This window comes from Photorhabdus akhurstii (assembly GCF_018448925.1).
Taxonomy (GTDB): Bacteria; Pseudomonadota; Gammaproteobacteria; order Enterobacterales; family Enterobacteriaceae; genus Photorhabdus; species Photorhabdus akhurstii.
Map to the genome: position 1 here is coordinate 22,004 of NZ_RCWE01000025.1, position 21,464 is coordinate 43,467.

General features: G+C 39.1%; 14 protein-coding genes. 7 read left to right on the forward strand and 7 right to left on the reverse strand.

Annotated elements, in window-relative coordinates:
- Positions 1 to 280: 280 nt before the first annotated feature.
- Genes cas6e through cas3 form a run of 6 tightly spaced genes read right to left on the reverse strand, consistent with a single transcriptional unit; the run spans position 281 to position 7,671 of the window.
- Positions 281 to 955: a type I-E CRISPR-associated protein Cas6/Cse3/CasE gene (cas6e, locus tag EAE93_RS19425; protein ID WP_036808400.1), complete on the reverse strand. Its 675-nt coding sequence runs from the start codon at positions 953 to 955 to the stop codon at positions 281 to 283.
- Entirely contained in the window at positions 942 to 1,688 is a 747-nt protein-coding gene (cas5e, locus tag EAE93_RS19430; protein ID WP_036808403.1) for a type I-E CRISPR-associated protein Cas5/CasD, read from the reverse strand. The genes cas6e and cas5e overlap by 14 nt, the downstream gene beginning before the upstream one ends.
- Before the next feature lie 10 nt (positions 1,689 to 1,698).
- Positions 1,699 to 2,733, reverse strand: coding sequence for a type I-E CRISPR-associated protein Cas7/Cse4/CasC (gene cas7e, locus EAE93_RS19435; protein ID WP_036808406.1), 1,035 nt, complete (start codon positions 2,731 to 2,733; stop codon positions 1,699 to 1,701).
- Positions 2,734 to 2,753: 20 nt separating this feature from the next.
- Positions 2,754 to 3,335 (reverse strand): type I-E CRISPR-associated protein Cse2/CasB, encoded by a 582-nt coding sequence (gene casB, locus EAE93_RS19440; RefSeq protein ID WP_036777992.1) that lies wholly within the window; start codon positions 3,333 to 3,335, stop codon positions 2,754 to 2,756.
- Complete coding sequence (gene casA, locus EAE93_RS19445; protein ID WP_214040366.1) at positions 3,335 to 4,939, reverse strand: type I-E CRISPR-associated protein Cse1/CasA; 1,605 nt, start codon at positions 4,937 to 4,939, stop codon at positions 3,335 to 3,337. The genes casB and casA overlap by 1 nt, the downstream gene beginning before the upstream one ends.
- 14 nt (positions 4,940 to 4,953) lie before the next feature.
- Positions 4,954 to 7,671 (reverse strand): CRISPR-associated helicase Cas3', encoded by a 2,718-nt coding sequence (cas3, locus tag EAE93_RS19450; protein WP_214040367.1) that lies wholly within the window; start codon positions 7,669 to 7,671, stop codon positions 4,954 to 4,956.
- 1,491 nt (positions 7,672 to 9,162) lie between these two features.
- Between cas3 and EAE93_RS19455 the strand changes: the two genes are divergently transcribed.
- Entirely contained in the window at positions 9,163 to 10,149 is a 987-nt protein-coding gene (locus EAE93_RS19455) for a reverse transcriptase domain-containing protein (protein WP_235319394.1), read from the forward strand.
- Positions 10,150 to 10,276: 127 nt separating this feature from the next.
- Entirely contained in the window at positions 10,277 to 11,494 is a 1,218-nt protein-coding gene (locus tag EAE93_RS19460; RefSeq protein ID WP_415186302.1) for an AAA family ATPase, read from the forward strand.
- A 396-nt stretch (positions 11,495 to 11,890) separates the two neighbouring features.
- Here EAE93_RS19460 and EAE93_RS19465 read toward each other — a convergent pair whose 3' ends face one another.
- Positions 11,891 to 12,922, reverse strand: coding sequence for a hypothetical protein (locus tag EAE93_RS19465; protein WP_040154315.1), 1,032 nt, complete (start codon positions 12,920 to 12,922; stop codon positions 11,891 to 11,893).
- Between the two features lie 482 nt (positions 12,923 to 13,404).
- Between EAE93_RS19465 and EAE93_RS19470 the strand changes: the two genes are divergently transcribed.
- From EAE93_RS19470 to EAE93_RS19490, 5 genes are all read left to right on the forward strand, one after another.
- Positions 13,405 to 13,914 carry a sigma-70 family RNA polymerase sigma factor gene (locus EAE93_RS19470; RefSeq protein ID WP_036778003.1) on the forward strand — a complete coding sequence of 170 codons (510 nt, stop codon included), beginning with the start codon at positions 13,405 to 13,407 and terminating at the stop codon, positions 13,912 to 13,914.
- Positions 13,893 to 14,906: a FecR domain-containing protein gene (locus EAE93_RS19475; protein ID WP_214040368.1), complete on the forward strand. Its 1,014-nt coding sequence runs from the start codon at positions 13,893 to 13,895 to the stop codon at positions 14,904 to 14,906. Before EAE93_RS19470 ends, EAE93_RS19475 begins: the two co-directional genes overlap by 22 nt.
- 86 nt (positions 14,907 to 14,992) lie before the next feature.
- Complete coding sequence (locus EAE93_RS19480; protein ID WP_214040369.1) at positions 14,993 to 17,596, forward strand: TonB-dependent receptor; 2,604 nt, start codon at positions 14,993 to 14,995, stop codon at positions 17,594 to 17,596.
- A 477-nt stretch (positions 17,597 to 18,073) separates the two neighbouring features.
- The gene (locus EAE93_RS19485; RefSeq protein ID WP_214040370.1) at positions 18,074 to 19,189 is read left to right on the forward strand and encodes a PLL family lectin; all 1,116 of its coding nucleotides are present in this window, start codon (positions 18,074 to 18,076) and stop codon (positions 19,187 to 19,189) included.
- A 486-nt stretch (positions 19,190 to 19,675) separates the two neighbouring features.
- Positions 19,676 to 20,800, forward strand: a complete 1,125-nt coding sequence (locus EAE93_RS19490; protein WP_214040371.1) for a PLL family lectin — start codon at positions 19,676 to 19,678, stop codon at positions 20,798 to 20,800.
- Positions 20,801 to 21,464 lie beyond the last annotated feature (664 nt).

Below are 21,464 nucleotides of genomic sequence, written 5' to 3' on the forward strand. Positions count from 1 at the left end.
ATTAAACACAGGGAACATATTCTGCCTGGTTCAAATGTATACCAAAATTCAGGTTCATCCCCACAGACGTGAGGAACACGGTAATTATTTTATCCATATTTCCAAGAGTAGCGACTACCCCCTACTCTACAGAATGATATTAATTAGCAATATCACTTTTTACCATGCTTTTGAAATGTAACACAAACACTTAATAACCGCGAATGCGTCACCTTTAACATCAATATCCCGATACAACAAAGAATATTGCATTACGCGCTCCGACAAAAATAAATTTCCATTACACTGATCTGATTAACATCAATCCGCATCCCATCGCTTTAGCGCGACCAAAGCCTTTTGCATACTGTTCCAAATATAGCTCACCGTTAGTCACCGTCAGAAGTCCTTGGAAATCAACACTGGAAAATTGTATTTTCTGCCCATGCTTTTTTACACTTCGATGCTGGGTATAACCTTCAACATCCAGTAAATCGTCAAACTGAATACCCCATTGCTGCATACGACGGCTATTCAACAACCAATTACGGGCGGCATCATCCATCATGGCTTTTATTTTCCCCTGCCTTGTCTCACCTTTCTGCCTTGCCATAAACTTAGCATGCATCAAGACATCATGACGCCGACGTTTTCCAAAAGAGTCGGTAATACAGATTGTTGGATTAACGCGTAATTTGAAAGCTAAACGTTGCCCCGACTGCAATTGAGGATAAAACGCTTTCGTTTCCACCTCAAACAATGGTGACTGAGTTTGAGGTGATGTTTTAGATAAAACATAGAATACGGGGAGTCCCATTATTCCACTCTCTTCCCGAAATAGAAATTGACGTTTTTCGTCTGTTGAAAACAATTTCCATAACAATTGATGAGAAGTATAAACGCCATTCGCACCCATTTTTGCTAATATATTTGCTGTTTGACTCGATTGCCGAAGCACAATTTTAGACAAATACATCAACACTCTCCTCGATAGAAAGTTGATACATAGTACGTTGCCGGAATTGCCAACGCGCCCGGTTAATCGGCTCATCCCAAGGATGGCTGATTAAGATATTTGAAGAGCTCATTTCATCTTTATTCCCCTCCCAAAAATAAGTCACAATCCCATTTGCCCCTAGCCATAACCTATCCTCTCTATCAGAATGAATCAGCGGTGGAAAAGGGATATCCAACGCTGTTTTTAATGCTGATGACGTAATGAGTTTAGGGCAGAGAGGTAAAGCAAGCGGGCAAGATTTACGTCCAAGATGCAAGATAAATACGGGTTTAAGTAAAGCATCCCGTAATTGTTCAAGCGTAAAACCAGTGTGTTCAGTTAATGTAATCGCAACAATCCAAATACCATCACAACGATAATCGCGATTAGACAGAATGGTATTCAGTCTATCTGATCTTAATTCGCTTTTACGGTTCTGATGAACCACATTACTATTGTGAGTCGGCACCTGCGTCGTATGATAATCACGCATTAAAGAGCCAGGAACGGTCTGCTTAATTGCAATTAACACACTTTTTTGTAATTTTGCTAATTCAGACTCATCATCTCGTCGAATACCTAATGCTGCTCCTAATAACCCCAAAATCGCGGAGCGACCCGGATACAATTCCGTTGGCCTCTCCCCCCCAACCGCAGGTTGGCCCCAACTTGCCATCGGGCCATATAATCGGAAGACTAAATATGCTTTCATTCTGCCCCCATTACCACACAACAAATTCAAGCAGCTCGGTTAAAGATCCTTCCCCTGTGAATGTGTTGAATTTATAGCGGGCATCAGCACAAGTACCGTAAACTTGATCAATATTGTGCATCTGGCTTTCTAAGGCATTAATTGCCGATGGCCCCTGGTCGCTGTCATTAATAGGTTTTAAAAATGCAACGGATAAAGAACGAGGTTGTTGCTCGCCTTTCTCAGCGAGAGCAAAACTGGCATAAGCACGAGAAGCAAAACTATTTTGTTTACCCGTAGGCGACACTTTCACAGCGGCTTCTGTTAATGCTTTAATCGCTTTATTAGCCAGGGTTTCATCGCCATCCAAATTTTTTATTAATTGCGTTTTATTAATGCAGATATAACTGTAAAACAGCGCGGCGGCAAAACCCAATTCGCCGATATGGGCTGACCCGGTATCTTCCTTACCATCATTTAAATCATCCACCGCCGTAAAATAATCATCTTCAATCACCACACTATGCACACTAATAGCATGAGCGACCTGACAAGATGCCTCGACGTTAAATGCCGGACTTGAAGCTAACATCCGACCAAACAAAGCAATATCCACCGCAGTTTGCTTAGTTTTTAATAAATGAAGTTCTTCGGCTGTCGGCGCCCGATTTTCTTTCGCCAACACCTCAATCAACGACATGACAGATCGTTGCTCTGCCGGGCTGATATGTGCCAATTGTTCAATTTCTAAAGCATCTTTTTTCGTTTTTCCAAAAACACCGGCAATCGTTGCAGCCAATGCCTTAGCGGATCTTTCTTTCACGCCAGCACTGACCAAAGCGTCAAATACCTTAATGCCAAATCGCTTAGTGCGAATACCAATATTCTCTGATAGCACCTGTTCAAATAATTCAGAAGTACGCCAGTGGCGTTTTAAGCTTTGAGAACTCACGCGTAAACGTTCAAAACCGCCCATTCTCGCTGTTTTAGGCCGGCCTAAATCATCACGATTCAGATTAGATGGCGCATAGGAAGTTAATAAGTGTAATTGGATAAACTGACTCATAATAATCATCCTAAACTCAATTAATGAAAATCCGATAAATCAACCGATTTACCACTAGCTGCACGGTAATAATCCATAACCCACTTCACCTTAATACGCTTATCCGCCTTACATGGCTGTAATTGTCCATATTCAGCGAACCACTCCTCAATATCCCGTGCTAGAGCCAAAACAGAAATATTGCCTTTGACTTTCTGTAAAATTTGACGTAATCGACGTAGCAATTCATTCGGTGTTTTAGCATTTTGTAATTGTGAGAATCTTAATTCACTGACAACCGGTTTATTTCCTCCTCCTTTCTTACCCGCCGCTACCGCCAATGTAATACCACTGTTGCTTTTAACATAAACTAATGCCGCCGCCATTGTGGCCCAATATTCTAATTTTGCCGGACTCTCTGATAAGCTAATTTCATCCGGCAAACTGAACCACAAATCCCGAAAACCTTCAGTCAACATGGCCATCTCAACGTTTTCACAGCGCTTTAACTGGGCTTTATAAGTAGAAGGCGCTGGAATAATACCTTTCTCTTTTAACTGCTTCGGTGACATAAACATACTTTGCCACCAACGCAATAATATGATTTCGGTCTTGCTGTCCATTACATTTCCTCTTTACCAGAGTGAATATGGTGATTAGTAATAAATGTGTTGATCTCTTTTAAAGCTCTCTGTCCATATAGCCCGATAATTAACTGTTGACGCGCTCTCATACGTTTTACCATTGAACGTTCATTACCCAATTCAGATAAAACAACATATTCATCGAATAAATTTCTACAGAGATGACGCAAGGTATTAAGCCAATGTTTAGCCTGCTCTGGTGTCAAAAAAGGTGAATCCGAACGTCTATTATTGATAAGTTGATACACCACAGAAAAAAACAGCGATTCACTTTGTTGCCAAAAATTCAGGTCAATAAAGGAAATGTCTCCTCTCACATCCGCGGGCTTTTCAAACCAAGCCGCTTTTATTTGATTCCGACATAGCCAAATCATATTGGTCGCCAATTTTTGCAGCTCTTTGACTTGATATAGAATCTTTTCCTGTTGTTCAGGTAAGACAAAAAACAACGGCACAGTGACAGAATACCAACAACGTGCTTTCATATTATCCATATCGTAGCCAAAGACCCACAGACGAGGCATGACTCTTCGCAGTTCAGCAAAATGACAACATAAAGAATAAAAATGGCTGACGACCGGCGCACAACGCTGCCCTCTCTCATGACTGGTAAAGACTAAAGCATCCCAAATTTTATACGTCACTCCTCCAGGTTGGCCTTTAATCGATAAATGTTGGGTTGGTTCTTTAAGATCCCATTTATAGGGCGTTAACGGATGGGTCCAATTACCGGAATAATTACCGCCATAGTTTTGTGTCCGATATTCAGAGACGGTGAATGCAGAATATTGACCTGAAATTTTGCAAATATTTTCACCCTTCTCCACCACCAGACGTATCCGTCTCGGCATCGCCCAATACATATGTAAGGGATGCACATCCTTAGCATAAATTTCTGTCCCTTCATTAACACTCACTTTTGTTGGCGCTAGCCAGGGAAAAACCTGAGCACTGGTTAAATCAGGTTCTGCATAATGCCATTCACTCCGACTAATGACGTTTAACCACAGTTTTTGCCATAATGTTGTATCCGTTTGTTGCGGCGTCATTAACGTGGTTAATGGCCCTCCGCCTCGTAATCCTACTCGATGCCCCACTCCTCCCGACGGCGCATTAATTTGTAAGGTAAACAGCGCCAAAGCCGCCATTTCAAGAGACATAACATCTCCGACGCCACGTTTAACAAAATGATCCGTATTAAGTTTTAAACCATTCGCTCCCGGCGCTTCAATTAATAATCCAGCTACAGTCGTTGATTTTGCTGTTTGCAGCGGATCAAAATCCTGCATAAAAAGTGGCCCTATACCGGTAACATTGAAGGCATGTGTCACTTTATTAAAAGCGTGTTGTAATACCTTTTTATCAGGTGGTGTTTCATATAAAGCATGCCATTGATATTTATCTTCCGGCGCAAAAACGGTTTGTAATAAACCAATAGCAAATTGGCAAGCCGCTCCTTGAAAATCAGCTCGTGGTAAAGCAAAGTCCATAACATCATGATCACATATCGCATTAATGGGCAGTACTTTTTCACTACCATCACGTAATCGAAAGGGCAACCACGGGTCCTGAACTAAGTTCATAACACCTCCTGCTTTTATCTTTCACAAAAGCCTATTGTTGAAGAATAAGTAAAATTTGGATCTCGCTCTGGCAACCAAGGCCGCAAATATCTAATTTGGTAATATCTCTGTTGCAAGGCATTGAGAGCGGGTATTAACTCTGTTGGAATTGGCGCTAATTTATTTGCATACTTATTTCTGGATAATTTAATCGTACTCAGCAACACTGAAAATTCGCCGGAATTTACCCAAGGCACCAGTTGTCCTGAATCGTTTTTTTTCAGTAATAACACCTCAACAGTTTCAATATCACTGTAGCGAGCATTAATATCGGAATCATCTTCATACCAACGATCAGCACTGCGATCACAATAACCATATAATTGCCACTGTAACCAAAAAGATTTAGCTTTAGCTGTCTGACTTCGCTCCTCATCAATAAATTCATTCCCTTGGTGTTTTAACACTTCCGGCGCTTGCTCATAGGCATGACCATAAACCGCTTCAATTAATTGGCGAGTTTCCGCAGGCATACGTATAGCCCCCAATTTTCTCAACACGCGCATACTTAACCACAGACGGGCAGGCGAGCGATAAACACATTGCGTGTTATGAAAATTATAACTTAGCCAATCCGATCCAGGTTGCTCCCGCCATTCAGGCGCGTGAACAAATAATATTGGCGCAGGGCGTGAATCTTTAATACCCCATCGATAGATACCATCGCTATCGCGGGTGTGACGATGCAAACGCCCGGCTCGCTGAATAAGATCATCAATAGGGCAAATATCTGAAATCATAACATCGGCATCAGTATCTAAACTCTCCTGAAATATTTGTGTGGCGATTAATGCTTTGCCCCGCCGCATTTCACCCTGACTATTTTTACCAAAAATAGTCAAGACATGATTTTCAATCTCTTTCCGATGCTGCAAGATAAACTGGCTATGGAATAATAGACAGCGCTCAGGTTCAGTAAGCAAACTTCTCAGTGTCTGATAAGCTTCAATAGCATCATCAACGGTATTTCTGATCCAAACGACACATTGCCCTTGTACAATGGCGGCTAATACTTTTTCAACACAACTACTAAAGCTATTTAAGAAATCAACTTTCACTTCCCGGCTGACATCTTTTCGGCTTGATAACGGTTGTTCAATAACGGGCGATACGGCATTTAAACTTATTTTTGTTGCTAAAGGAAAATTTGTTTTTTGTAATAATTGAGAACTTAGTCCACCGGCATTCAGCCAAATATCTGTTAAACGTTGGCGCTGTTTAAAGGTCAATGTTGCTGTCAATAAAATGGCTGAACCGCCCTGATAAAGATGCAACGCTAATAAATTTTCCAGCAAATTAAACATAAATTCATCAGCGGCATGAACTTCATCAACGATAAGTACTTTACGATTAAGCCCAAATAATCTCAGTGATTGATAACGCCTTGGTAATATAGCCAATAAAGCCTGATCAATCGCTCCGATGCCAACAGGCGCTAACAGCGCCTGCTTACGTGGGTCCGCTAACCATTGATTACACTGCGCTGAAGAGGAAATATCTGTTTTACCATAGTTTCTATCTGGATGACCTAATGCCAAAACGGGTTCACGAAATTGATTATTCATCTCCCGCATACCGTGAGCTAAAACGATATTTGGTTTACTGTCATCCTCTATCGACAGCATTTGCTGATAATGTTTAGCAATTCGGCTAAATATTGCATTAGAAGATGCCATTGTAGGCAAACCAAAATAAAAACCATCAGCGGCTTTTGCCTGCATCAAACGATGTGTAAGCGCAAGCGCCGCTTCTGTTTTCCCTGCCCCGGTAACATCTTCCAAAATAAACAGTTGAGGAGAATGATCTACAGATATTGATTCGGCCCACTGTTGCAATGGTGTTGCAGCAAAACCATAACATTCCTGGATGGAAATAAACGGCTTAACTACCGGCTCCTTACCTAAATTGGCCGCCATAACCGCCTTTTTTGCCATTGCTTGAGCATGTTTCCAATAATCAGCTAATGGCATAGGCTCAGATTGATACGTAAAATAATGATTATCAGAACCAATCCAATCCGCCAATATTGCAATACCCGCAAACTGCCAACTCACTTGTTCCAGTCGCCGTCGCCACTCTTTGGATTGTAATTTTTCAATGGGAAACTCAGGTTGAAATAATTCAACCAAATGATGTGCAAAAAGTGTGGCAGCATTAAGGTTATGAGGTTCAGTAAAACGTTTAATCGCTTTATAGTTTGTTTTATCAATTGGCCGACCGTGATGCCCTAATACACAATCCATCAATACCATTAGGGTATCAAACATCTCTCGCTGTTCTCTTCGCTCGACACCTTCAATATTAACCAGTCTATTAAGTAATTCCGTTTTGATATTTTCCCAGAAATATAACCCCATACGATCATGGCAAAAATAACGGCCACCAGACTCTTTAGGGCAATCTGGTCGATGCAGACCCACTGCCAGACCGGGAAGTAATTTTTGAAAAGCAGATGCGAATTTACCAATATCGTGCAAAGCCAATATAAAAGAGAGCATGCTTTGTAGCTGCTGCGTAGATAACGCTAAAAAATTAGCAAGATCTCTAGTTAACGATCTTTCTAAAGAGAGTAACTGCATTCCCACCGCAGCAACATCCAAGCAATGGTAAGGAAGCAGATGATAATCCGCACTATCAACCTCTAAAACTCGCTTCGCCTTACCCCAGTATTGAAAATAAATCGGCATTTCCATCTAAAATCCTTACTTAAACATCTGTTTTACCTATTTTTAGAACATAATGCGAAAATTTAGATCAGAAAAATACTAGTTTCTGTTTTTTTAGGATAATTCTGTATAAAAACTCATTACCTAAACAGACGAATTTTTGGCCTACCTCTGAGCATAAGCCAGAATTGAAGCGACATCGTAGTGCAAGGAGCTGTTTATCCGGGTAGCCAACCTACATTTATCCATTTGATAAATAAAGATAATTACATGTAAGGTCTGTACCTGTTTTACCAAAGGTTCATTTACACTGATAACCCTGCGTATATGATGTCAGGCCAAGGTAAGATGAAAATACTGACGGGTGTTTAGCGATGTCAATTACTATTATTTCGTAAATCGCTTTTTAGTCCTAACCGCATAAATTTAAATCCTAATGTGGTAACGTAACGAAAGAGCTAATTAATAGTTTATCTAAGATAACCGAGTAATTAACCCGGAAATTTTTTATGGTCATTCAGCTATTCAATAGCGTGAATACAAAGACTATCGGTGTTTTCCTTTCCATTTTTCAAATTGCGAAGGTCGGAGGCCATATCTTGCCAACACACCTTCATGCAATCGCCGTAGCTCTTCAATAACTAATGCCTTTAATGTGTCATGCTAAAAAGGATTGCTTAAATGGATCTGATACAGCCTGGGAAATTACTCGATCTATCCGCTACTGGATATGATGTTCCCTCCGTAACGATAACATAGCGGCGACTTCGACCCCTATCCAATATCTGTACTTTCTTATCTTCAAAAGTCACCCCAACCAACGTTGAACAGTCCTTCCAAGAACGGAGAGATGGGATGCTCTACCAGAAAATCCGAAATAGACATAGGTTGTAATGCAACACAAGGTCTCATAAATATCAGTTATTGAACTCATAGCGAACAATAAACAATAGATTCTAGTAAAAATAGGCGCGATTATGGCGCAATTCATATTAATCGCGCCACTTTTGTGCCACCAATATGGCGCGATTTAAAATTACGCCACCATTTCAAATAGATAGATCTATTTCTTGTACCTACATCGTTAATCTCTCTTAGACTAATATATACTTGTTGGATATATTTAAAGATATTTACCTAAGCATAAATGCAAGCACTCAAGCCATATTTATAGAAATGAAAAAAAGTATTGCTCTACAATTATTAAGAAATATTAATAACACTACCCCAGTTTTTATACTAGTGTCCCTATAGACATTAATCACAAAATTAACAATTACTCCTAACTCCAGCTTTATTAGTTTGAACATAATCCCTTTTTCCAGACCTCAAATTTAAAAAAGTTGCCTTTTTATTCGAATTGACTTATATTTAGCCCATGCTAGCGACTAGGAGTATCTCCAGTCAGTAATGTTAGCCTCTACGAGCCTTTATGTAATGTTACTCTTGTACTGCCCTTCTTCATAAACCTGAAGAGGGTATGTACAGGTAGTAAATTTCAAAGAGAATGAGCTTTTTGTGAATACTCCTGATAATCCCATTATTCCTAAGAGTAAAAAACTACTTAAACTGGAAACAATTTTCAGCATCGCATTTCATGAAAAAACTAAATTAGATGATTTTTTATCCTTTAATATTAAAGGTGAATATAAAAAGTTAGAATACAATGGACGTATAATTTATCAACCTTCGACTAAACTTAAAAGCTATCACAAATTTATTAATGATTTTATTCTTTTTCATTTAAACATTAATAAAGAGGTAGTTTATTCATATAGAAAAGGAAGTAGTACTTACGAAGCAGTAAAAAAGCACTCTGATAAAAAATGGTTTTTCAACACAGATATTAATAATTTCTTCTCAAGCATCACTAAAAATTTCGCAAGAGAAGTGTTAGAAAATAACACGTCAGCGATCCCTATTCTTGATATACAAGAATATTATGATAAAATATTAGAATTTATAATTGTCGATGATATATTACCAATTGGTTTCTCAACCTCACCAGCATTCAGCAATGCGTGTCTATACAAATTTGATAACAACATCCAAGATTATTGTTCAGAAAGAAACTTAATTTACACCAGATATTCTGATGACATAATAATATCATCAGATGATAAAGAAATAATTCATAGTATTTACGCAACAATATCCAGCTTCCTCAGCAAAGAGAATAATGGTAATTTTTCTTTAAATAAATACAAAACAAAGATCGTTAATAAAGGAAGTAAAGTAAAACTTCTTGGTATGGTTGTGCTACCTTCCGGGAAGGTTACCGTTGATATAAAAATAAAGAAAAAAATTGAGCACTTAATTTACTTTTACATTACTGACAAAGATAAATTCAAAGATGCTGTTGGTAAAGATGTAGATAAAGGAATTGAGATGATTTCAGGAAATCTTAATCATATAAATACTATTGATAAAAATTATTTAAACAAGCTTAGAAAAAAATACGGCAATGTTATAATCGATATGTTTTTCCATAAGAATGTATTCTAAGATATGAACATTACAATTAATATTTCAAAAGTACAACACATTAATGAAATGAATTTTTCATTAGATTTAACAAAAAAATAAAATTACATGTATTGTAGGAAAAAATGGTATTGGGAAAACCACATTTATAAAATCAATTAAAAATTTACAATCAGCCGATATATTCATAAAAACATCATCACGTTATATATTTAATCAAGAAAGCAGAATAGAATATTTGATAAACAATGATGTCATAACTTATATTTATAATAGTAATCTAAAAGTTATTGATACAAAATCAATTGTTCCTGAAGAAGTAAAATCTAACATATTTGTTGAATTACCTATTCCCTATGGCGATAGATTCAATAGTTTTCCAACATTAAGTAAAATCGACACAGATCTAAGAAAGTGCATAGCTTTTCAAACTTATGAGATTCCCAGTGAACTTATAAACATGTTAAACTCAGTTTATAAAACTGATGTCTATAAAAACCTAAAATCCTTTAAAGTTAAAAAAAATAATTACTATTTTAGACTTAACGAAAATGGATATTATATACGGGAAGATTATTTTAGTTCTGGCGAATTTTTCATCATCAACCTTTATAGGATGATTGAATGCAAAAGAAAATGCATCATTATTGATGAAATTGATATTTCTTTAGATTCTTCAGCACAAGTAGAATTAGTAAATTTACTTAGAGAGTTTTGCGATAAATATAATTTAAATATTATTTTTACAACCCACTCCTTAGCATTAATGAAAACACTTAATGATGATGAGCTTTATTACATGTACAAAGAAGGTAATAAAACCATGATATCAAAGAGATCTTATAACTTCATTAAAAGCTCCCTTTTTGCCTTTAAAGGCTGGGATAAATATATTCTAACTGAAGATGAAACTTTGCAAGATTACTTAGAATACATTATAGACAAAAATAACAATTCTTATTTTTATAAATATAAAATAATATATATTGGAGGAGCTACCAACGTTGTTAATCTTATGAAAAGGAATGAAAAAGAAGAATTTCTAACAAAACCTGAAAATGTAATTTGTGTTTTAGATGGCGATCAAGCCCATTTAAAACACGTTTATAAGAATTCTAATGTGTATTGCATTCCATTTCAAAGCATTGAAAAAGATATCTATTCTGCTTATCAAACTGATCTAACAATTCCAAGAGTAACAGTAACCGCAACTAAAGAATTAGAAAAAAAAGTGTATAAAACTCTTGTAAAAACCTATAATAACGGCTGGTCAAAGGCTACCGTATTTAACTATTTAGATAAAAAAATGCCACTTGAGAGTGAGAATTTTAAAAAAACAATCATAAATTTTTTAAAAGCCAAATAATACAAATTATTTATAAAGATATCAATATCATCAATGAACATTAAAATAGATACTCATCAATTTTCTATTTATGCGCAGCGGTATCCGTGCCATCTAACCAGATATATGAGGTCGCCGCGTTATCATTAAAAAATCTGGAGTAAAAAGTGCGAATCTAGCTAAATCTATATTCATAAATTTAACTTTTTTATGATGAGATCTGCCTTTTTTCTCCAAGCTACAACCTTTTAGCACAAAAGAAGAATATTCACAGCATCACTATATTGAACTAGTCAGACATTACTTACAAACGAATACGAAACTGAACAGATACTGCAAATATTTCGACAGAAAAAGATTATATGCTATCTATAATGATTAAATACCTTTGTATAATATACAACTAATCCTTAAAAGCTAACTTTCATCATCCATAATATTATCATAAAAGCGATATTCAGGAACTTTGGCCTCATTAATCGTGCCAATTCTTACTGGCAAATGACCATACGAATGACATAATAATTTTATATAATTCCAATATTCCCGTTCTGTTTCTATATGCTCTATCAGTGGATCAAAAGCACCATCATAAAATTCAACATTTAATTCCCTATCATCATTACCTCCATTAATATTTCTACTATTACTTTCTTGTTGATTAATATGCTCTTTATTATCCTTTTCGTCATTCATATTTCCGCGATCTATAATTTCTAACATCTCTTTTATCATCTCTAAACTATGGCAAGCTGTCTGCGGTGAATTATAAAACAAGCCATCATTAAAAATAGCTTCCATTAATTCATGAAACGCGAACGAGGTTGTTCCCTGTATATATTTGATATTTCTATTATCATATATACCAAAACATTTATCATTCAAAATATCCGTATTATTATCATCATAACCAATTAATATTTGCCTGTCACTGGCAATGACTGGAATATTTTTAATCTCATGGATATATTCACTGATACTGTAATGCTCTTTATCTCCTTTTCTATAACCCGATGCCATACAAACTGATTCAATATTAAAATATTTTGTCGGCGTATGTTCACGATTAAAATATTCAGACAGTTTTTCATTATCTTTCATATCTTTTCGCTGATATACCCGATGAACCGATGTGATTCTCTGAATACTAATCCAATCAAATATCGGCTCTTCTTGTGAGGGTTTTCTAATCTCTGCAATATAAGCGGCAATATCAATTTCCAACCAAGCGCTCAACATAGCCTGCCACGGTTCTATCGCGAGAAATATATTTGATATTGTCACTCCTTTTTCTATGATGACTTTATTTCTGAAATATTTCAGGAAAAAGAACGGATCATTTTTCCCTAGCTGTTCCTGAACTGATAACATCGGTACAGCTATTGCCATATCGTAATCTGAGCGAAATCTCAGAATCGAATCAACACAAATAATTAAAGTACCTTCCATCTTATCCCTCGTTCATTTAAGCTTTTCATATATTAACCACTGTAATTCTTATATATACAACCCTCTATTATAGTCATATATCTGGATTTTGCTATTTTTGAACGTCAGATTTATTATTCCAACCACCTACATTACATCAATATTAAAAGATAGTTACATGATATATTAGGCACACATCAATAAACACGACACCATATTAATTTACCCTAAACATAAAATTATTAAAACTTTCCCTTGGTGAAAATATTTTTAATATTAAATTCAACCAGAAATTATTTAAATTCTCGATCCCTGTTTAAGGCTCTTATAATTTCCCCCTGTCAATAACGAACAAAACTACAAATTAATTCATTAACTTGCTTTATAGTAAATAAAAATGTATTTGATCAGCCGCTTCGCACCCATTATTCATTGGTAACGGAAAGCAATTACCTGTAACATACCAGAATGATAATGATTTGCATTTACATTGATAGCTTGACATGAAAATGACCGTTAATGTTTCAGACACTCAACAGATCCAGTGCATGTACATCCACAATCATGATTGGCTATTTCGTTGGCTTAAGCATCGTCTTAACTGTGATGAAACTGCCGCAGACCTGACCCAAGATACTTTTGTTAAATTACTTCGTGCACCTTTACCACAGCAACTTAATGAACCCCGTGCCTACATCGTCACCATTGCCAAAGGGTTGATGGTTAACTGGTACCGCCGCCGCTCACTTGAACAATCTTATCTGGATTTACTCGTCAGTCTGCCTGAACCGCTTATTCCCGCACCAGAGCAAAAACTTATCATCCTCGAAACACTTCAGGAAATTGATATCATGCTGAATCAACTCCCCACGCCAGTGCAAACTGTCTTTTTACTTTCCCAGATAGAAGGAATGAAGTATGAAGATATTGCAAATCAGATGAATATTTCGCTGTCCACAGTAAAACGTTATATGAAACAAGGCTTTTATCAATGCCTGATAGCAATGGCATAAGAGGGATTGGTTTGACTTTCACTGATAAATCTTCTTCATCAAGTACACCTTCTGAAACGATACTTGCCGAAGCCGCAGAATGGCTGACCATTTTGCATGATAGCCACGCCAGCGAAGCTGATCGAAATGCCTGTGCTGTCTGGTGTGCACAAAGTCCAGAACATGCTCAAGCCTGGGAACGGGCGCAATGTCTGTTAGCACGGTTACACCATCTACCACCACATATCGCCTCACCGTTGTTAAACAACAAACAGACCTTCTCCCGTCGGGAAGCCATCAGAAAGCTTACACTCATGTTGTTAATACCGGCTGGCGCATCATCACTCTTCTGGCAATCTGATCAATTTCAGCTTCTCACTGGCGATTATCACACTGCAACCGGGCAAATTCAGCGCTGGTTATTACCGGATAACAGTCAAGTGACTTTAAATACACAAAGCTCAACAGATGTTCATTATGACGATACCCAACGGCTTATTGGTTTAAAGCTAGGGGAAATCTATATTGAAACTCATAAAGATAGCCGCTATCCGGCTCGCCCATTTCAGGTACAAACTCAACAAGGCGTTATTGTGGCATTGGGCACAAAATTCAGCGTTCGCCAACAAGCCTCACATACTCAGGTGGAAATAATAGAAGGAGCGGTTCGCATTACGCCAGATAACGGTTTGCCGCACATACTGCATGCTGGAGAGGCAACCCATTTCACTCAATTCGCCGTTGCCCCACAACATCCCCGTTCAACGGCGTCTTTAAGCTGGTTACAGGGCATGATGGTAGCTGATAACTTGCCGCTGGCAACGGTGGTTACTGAACTGAATCGCTATCGTTCCGGTGTCATCCGTTGTGATGATAAAGTGGCGAATTTGCGGGTTTCTGGTGCTTTTCCCATACGGGATACGGATCTGGCGCTGCATATGCTATTACAAACCTATCCGCTCTCAATGCACAGCCTGACCCGCTATTGGATTACCCTCTATTCATCCAGTTAATAAAAATAATCATTTTTACTGACACTTTTTTCAATCTCATACGGCATAGAAATAAAAGAAGTTTAAAAAGTTATGGAGAACTTACTATGCCATATCAAGAAATTACTATGCCATATCATGCTAACTGCCGAGATTCACAACCACGTTGGCAGAAAAGGTCTTTAGTCGCACTGTTATTGCCATTAATACTGCTATCGACACCTTCCCTTTACGCCACCACACCAGCAGATACTCTCTATTCCGTTCATATTCCACCAGGTTCATTAGGCAATTCGTTGTCCCACTTTGCGGCGCAAACCGGTACCGCGCTCTCTTTCGATCCGAATTTAACCAACGGGTTAACAGCACCGTCATTAAACGGCAGTTTTACTGCTCATCAGGGTTTAGTTCAACTGCTCACAGGCAGTCATTTACAACTGTCCCAACATACCGATGGCAGTTATACGCTGGTAAAAATGACAAAGAAGATGACCACCAAAGGTGTAGTCGTACTAAATCCCCTTACAGTAGCAGGCAATCGCGGATACTCAGGTAATGAACCATTGCGGTTCGACAGTACCACTATCAAAGGTAAAGATATTGAAAAATTCGGTGTGATCCACCCTGTCGATATTTTTAAAACCACACCGGGGATATTATCCGGCGAAGCACGCAGTTCAGGCAGCCTGGATGTGAATATCCGGGGCTTGCAAGGACAAGGCCGAGTCTTAACTACCGTTGACGGCGCATCTAACCAAACCGCGCTATACCGTGGTTATCAAGGTGTCTCCAACCGTTCTTTTATTGACCCCGATTTCATTGGCCGGGTAGATATCAATAAAGGCCCGACAGGAAAAGGCGGCATGGGAGCTATTGGGGGAACGGTGGAGATAAAAACCATTGAAGCCAGTGATATCCTCCTTGACGGACAAAAGGTAGGACTGCGCCTGAAAGGAAGTCTGTTGAGCAACCATTCCAATCCTGACGATTATCAACGCAATGACTGGCCTTCCCCCTCAAAAAACTCTCTTTTCGACGCTAAGAATCGCACCGGGAGTATTGTTTTCGCGATGGCCGAACCTTCCTATGAATTGCTGTTTGGCGCTTCTCAGCGCAAGCGGGGCAATTACCACTCAGGCAAACACGGACCGGGCGCTAAGGAACGTGGAATGCCAGGTTATTTGTGTGAGAGTGATCCACAAGATTGTCGCATTCCACAATTCAGTGAACAGATGGCCGGTTATTCGCTGTATGCAATGGGGGATGCCGTCCCTAACACTTCTGAAGATAGCCAGTCATTACTGGGTAAAGGAAAAGTTCGTTTTGGCGATGGTCATGAAATTTCCGCTATCATTAGCCATTACCAAAATCTCTACGGAGAATCCTATGTCGCGGATATGGCAAACCTGAGCCAAACATTTATGATCTTGGAACAGGGGCCACTGACACGGCTCAACATGAACAGGCACAGCCTCAACTATAAATGGGAACCTGAGTCAAATCCCTGGATTAATTTGGATATCGGAATATGGCAAACACGGGTTAATGATCGCCCTCGAACCACAAATAATACCCTCGGTGATAAAAAATTCATGCGCACAGTAGGGGTGAATTTGAGTAACACCTCATTATTTGAACTCTCAATGCAAGATATTGAGTTGAACTACGGCGCCAGCTTTATTCGTGAACGCACAGGCCCCAGCGCAGGTAAATGGGAACATGCCGTTAATCGGGAAGGAGAGCGTAAAGAAGGCCGTTTTTTCCTGAGCGGGAATTATATGCTTGCCGACCGTCTGACCCTAATGGGCGGGTGGGATTTTAAGTCCTATCAGATCGAAGATTACAGTCCAGCTCGTCCGGGTAGCTCTTGGTTACCACAGCTCACCTCTGGGAAAGTCAACAATAAGCGAGACCATGCTCACGGCTATTGGGTAGGTACTAAGCTTGAACTTAATCATGAAACAGCACTGCACGCCAAATATGCCTATGCCCCACGTTTTCCATCAATGGTTGAAGGTATTCGCGGCTACATGATGAGTGTTGACGATCATATAAAACCTGAAATTTCAAAAAATATCGAAGTCGGGCTGACCTCACGCTTCCCGAATATCATTGCTCAAAATGATAGCTTCGATATCAAAATGTCCTACTTTGATAACCGGGTAAAAGACTATATTAGCCGAGCATGGATGGATGATTACTGGAGTATGTACATCAGTAATATTAAAGAAGCAAAATTTGCCGGATTAGAATTGGCAAGTGTTTACCATAGTGATCACTTTGATGCCCGTTTATCGATGAATTACTATACAAAAGTCAAATTCTGCACGGAAAATGACGGGTGTGCTGCACGTAGTCTCCCTTCGGATTATGCAACTAATCACATTCCGCCTAAATATGCGGTATCACTCGATCTGACACAGCGATTCTTAAATGACAAGGTATCTGCCAACGCCAGAATTTCCCATTATGGTCAACGATCTGTGCCAGCAGGAAAACCAGGACGCGGTTCTGCTCCTCTGTTGGCGCCCATTATCTGGCGACCTGCAACTGTAGCCGATATCTCTCTAACTGCCCGTATAAATAAGCATGTCGAATTTGAGTTTGGTGTGGATAATGTGTTCGATAAATATTATATCCAGCCTCTTAGCCTCGGCTATATCCCTTCACCGGGAAGAACGTTTCGTGCCGGTATCACAACTTATTTTTAAATTCATTCGTTAAACTGGTGGCATATCCATGATATGCCACTTTCTGGCAAAAGAATGTAATTAAGGTTAGAGCAATATATCAATATAAATTATTCTCTCTTATTTCTCTGGAATTAATACAACTTTCAAAATTAAAGCTCGCCACTGGTTTGAATCATTGTATAAACACAACATGTTATCTGATATTTTTAATGAAGTTAAAACAATTTTAAAAATATATTTAAAATATAACTTAGATGAAACTTTAAATAATTAAATAGTTTACATGTAATTAATTGTTTTTAAATGATCGTATGTAAAAATATACATCAGCCTATAGAGATCTATAATATACAATCATATCTTATCGATAACTTAATTGTCATAAATTAATTCCAAATAAAACATTAGCTATTATTTTTTAAGAAAAATCAAAACATTGATTATTAAATGACTATTTTATGAATATAAAAAATTATTTTTAACAAGGATATACACATGAAAAAAGAACCGATTAAAACATCAAATCCAGATAATACCGAATCATCTGATGCAAATGAGGTTGAAATCGAAAACCCTACCATCGCGGCGTCTGGCATTGTCTCAGTGGCGAATACCTCTGATGGTCGGATCGAAGTTTTCTGTGTGGGTGGTGACAACGTAGTATGGCGCAACGGGCAAACAACACATACAGGCTCCTCCTGGACCGGTTGGACCTCACTTGGCTTAAAAGCGACCAGCAAACCCGCCGCTTACCTCAACTCAGACGGTCGATTAGAAGTATTTGTACGTGGCTCAGATAACGCGTTATGGCATAACTGGCAAACCGCTCCTAATGCCGGTTGGTCAGGCTGGCAATCTTTAGGTGGAACAATCACCAGTAACCCTGCGGTATATATCAACGCCGATGGTCGGCTTGAGGTCTTTGCCCGCGGTTCCGATAACACACTCTGGCACATCTGGCAAACCGCTCCCCACTCCAATTCCTGGTCAAGCTGGTATTCTCTAGGCCACGTGATCACCAGTAACCCAGCAGTCCATATCAATTCCGATGGTCGGCTTGAAGTCTTTGCCCGCGGTGCCGATAACGCACTCTGGCACATTTGGCAAACTGCTCCCCATACCGGTTATTGGTCAAACTGGCAGTCATTAGGCGGCACCATCACGAGTGATCCAGTGGTCATCCGCACCATTGACGGTCGACTCGAAGTCTTTGTACGCGCCATCGATAATGCACTCTGGCACATCTGGCAAACGGCCCCCAATTCTAGTCAGTGGTCTAATTGGGCCTCATTGGGCGGCACTATCACCAGCGCACCAGCGGTAATAAAATACTTCGACAATCGGCTTGTCGTCTTTGCACGCGCCACCGATAACGCACTCTGGCACATCTGGCAAAATGATACCCATTCCGGCTCATGGTCCAACTGGGCCTCATTAGGCGGCGGACTTACCAGCGGCCCAGATGTCGTGGAAAACTCTAATGGCTATATTGAAGTCTTTGTACGCGCCACCGATAACGCACTCTGGAACATCAAGAGGACGAGTCCATCATCATGGTCCGCTTGGGCCTCACTGGGAGGAACATTAATCGACGCCTCAGCGATAAAATAATCCGAAAAGAGTTAGGTTCGCACAATACACGCGTAATTTTCTGGCCCGATGCATTGAGAAAATATTCACTGCGCTGCATCAGGCCAGTATTATCTTATTTGCTAGAGTTAATCCAATAGCCAGATGATTAATTATATACCTTAATAATAACCATCAGATATTTTGAATAAAAACAACCACAAAGAAACAGATTTAAGATAGAAAAAAAAGAGAACTTTAAAATAAGAAAATAGTTTATATATAATTAATGTTTTTTAGATATTCGAATTTAAAAATACATATCAACACATAGACCTCCATAATATAAGATCACATTTTATGAAAACTCAAGAATTATAATTTAACGTCAAATAAAATATTACTTATTCATTTCATAAATAAAAATATACAGAATGCAATCGAAAGTATTAATGTGAAATTAAATATACTGTTTACTAAATGACTATTTAGTGAGTCTAAAAAACCATGCCTAAAGAGGATATATATATGAAAAAAGAATCTATTAATACATCAATTCCAGATAATACCGGGTCATCTGTTGCAAACGAAATAGAAGTATCCAATGAAATCTCTTGGACTGCGTTACCCGGAGTTATTTCAGCGGCAAACAACGCCGATGGTCGGCTAGAGGTTTTTGGCGTGAGCATCAACAATGCTGTGTGGCACAACTGGCAAACGGCGCCAAATACCATATCTTTCTGGTCTGGCTGGCACTCACTAAATGAAGGAGCGACCAGCAAACCCGCCGTTCACATTAACTCAGACGGTAGATTGGAAGTATTCGTACGTGGCACAGATAATGCTTTATGGCATAACTGGCAGACCGCCCCCATCCCCGGCACCAGTTGGTCAGGCTGGCAATCTTTAGGTGGCCAGATCACCAGCAATCCAGTGGTATATGTCAACTCCGATGGACGGCTTGAGGTCTTTGCTCGCAGTTCCGATAACACACTCTGGCATATCTGGCAAACCGCACCCCATGCCGGTCCGTGGTCTAATTGGCAGTCACTAAATGGCGTACTTACCAGTGACCCAACGGTATATGTCAACGCCAGTGGTCAGTTTGAGGTCTTTGCGCGTAGCAACGATTACTCTCTCTGGTACATCAGGCAAACGACTTCTCATGCCTATCCCTGGACAAATTGGCAATCACTGAGTGGTGTGATAACGAGCAATCCAGTGGTAATCAGCAACTCTGATGGTCGGCTTGAGGTCTTTGCACGCGGTTCCGATAACGCTCTCTGGCACATTTGGCAAGTTGCTCCTAATGCAGGTTGGACAAACTGGCAGTCACTGTCTGGCGTCATCACCAGCGACCCTGCGGTACATATCAACGCCGATGGTCGGCTTGAGGTCTTTGTACGTGGCCCTGATAACGCTCTCTGGCATATCTGGCAGACGGCAGCATCGGGTTCATGGTCTGATTGGACCTCATTGTCCGGCGTGATTACCAGCGCTCCTACGGTGGCGAAGAATTCTGACGGCCGGCTTGAAGTTTTTGCACGCGGTGCGGATAACGCACTCTGGCATATTCAGCAAATTACATCATCATTGTGGTCCGATTGGGTATCCCTCGGCGGCACCTTGATCGACGCTTCAGCAATTAAATAATCTGCTTCGCACAAGACACGCATAACTGCCTGGCCTGATGCATTAAGGAAAACATTCACTATGCCGCATCGGGCCAGCAATACCTTATTTACTGGAATCAATCCAAATTTACTGGAATCAACCCAATTCTCAACACGCAAACCAAGCATTCTCTCAAACTCGCGCATATTGTTGATGATGAAGATATAGTTTTGTCTATCCAATGTAGTCTCTTGGTCGAATTAGGCCCAAAAAGGCAATGTCAAACACCCCCCCGTTTTATAGAACATTCATGCACTAGAACCTGTGTTTTTTAATGCCAGTCGGCAAACTATTCTCTTCCGTAAAGATTATCAAATGTTTTTAATGCAATTAAAACAATCATGATAAAAATATATTTTCAAATATAATAAAGATGAAACCTTAAAACAGCAAAACAGTTCATTCATAATTTATTATTTTTGAATAACCGTATGCAAAAATATATATAAACAGAAAAGGTTTTATAATGTAGCATCTGATTCACTTAATATTTCACGGATCATCAATCAGCATCAAACAAAGCATTAACTGCTTCTTCAAAGAATAAAGAGTAAAAGTGAGAATGTTAATTCACAGAATTAAATATCTTGTTTATTAAATAACTACTTAGTGAATCTGAAAAATTATCTCTAACGAGGATATA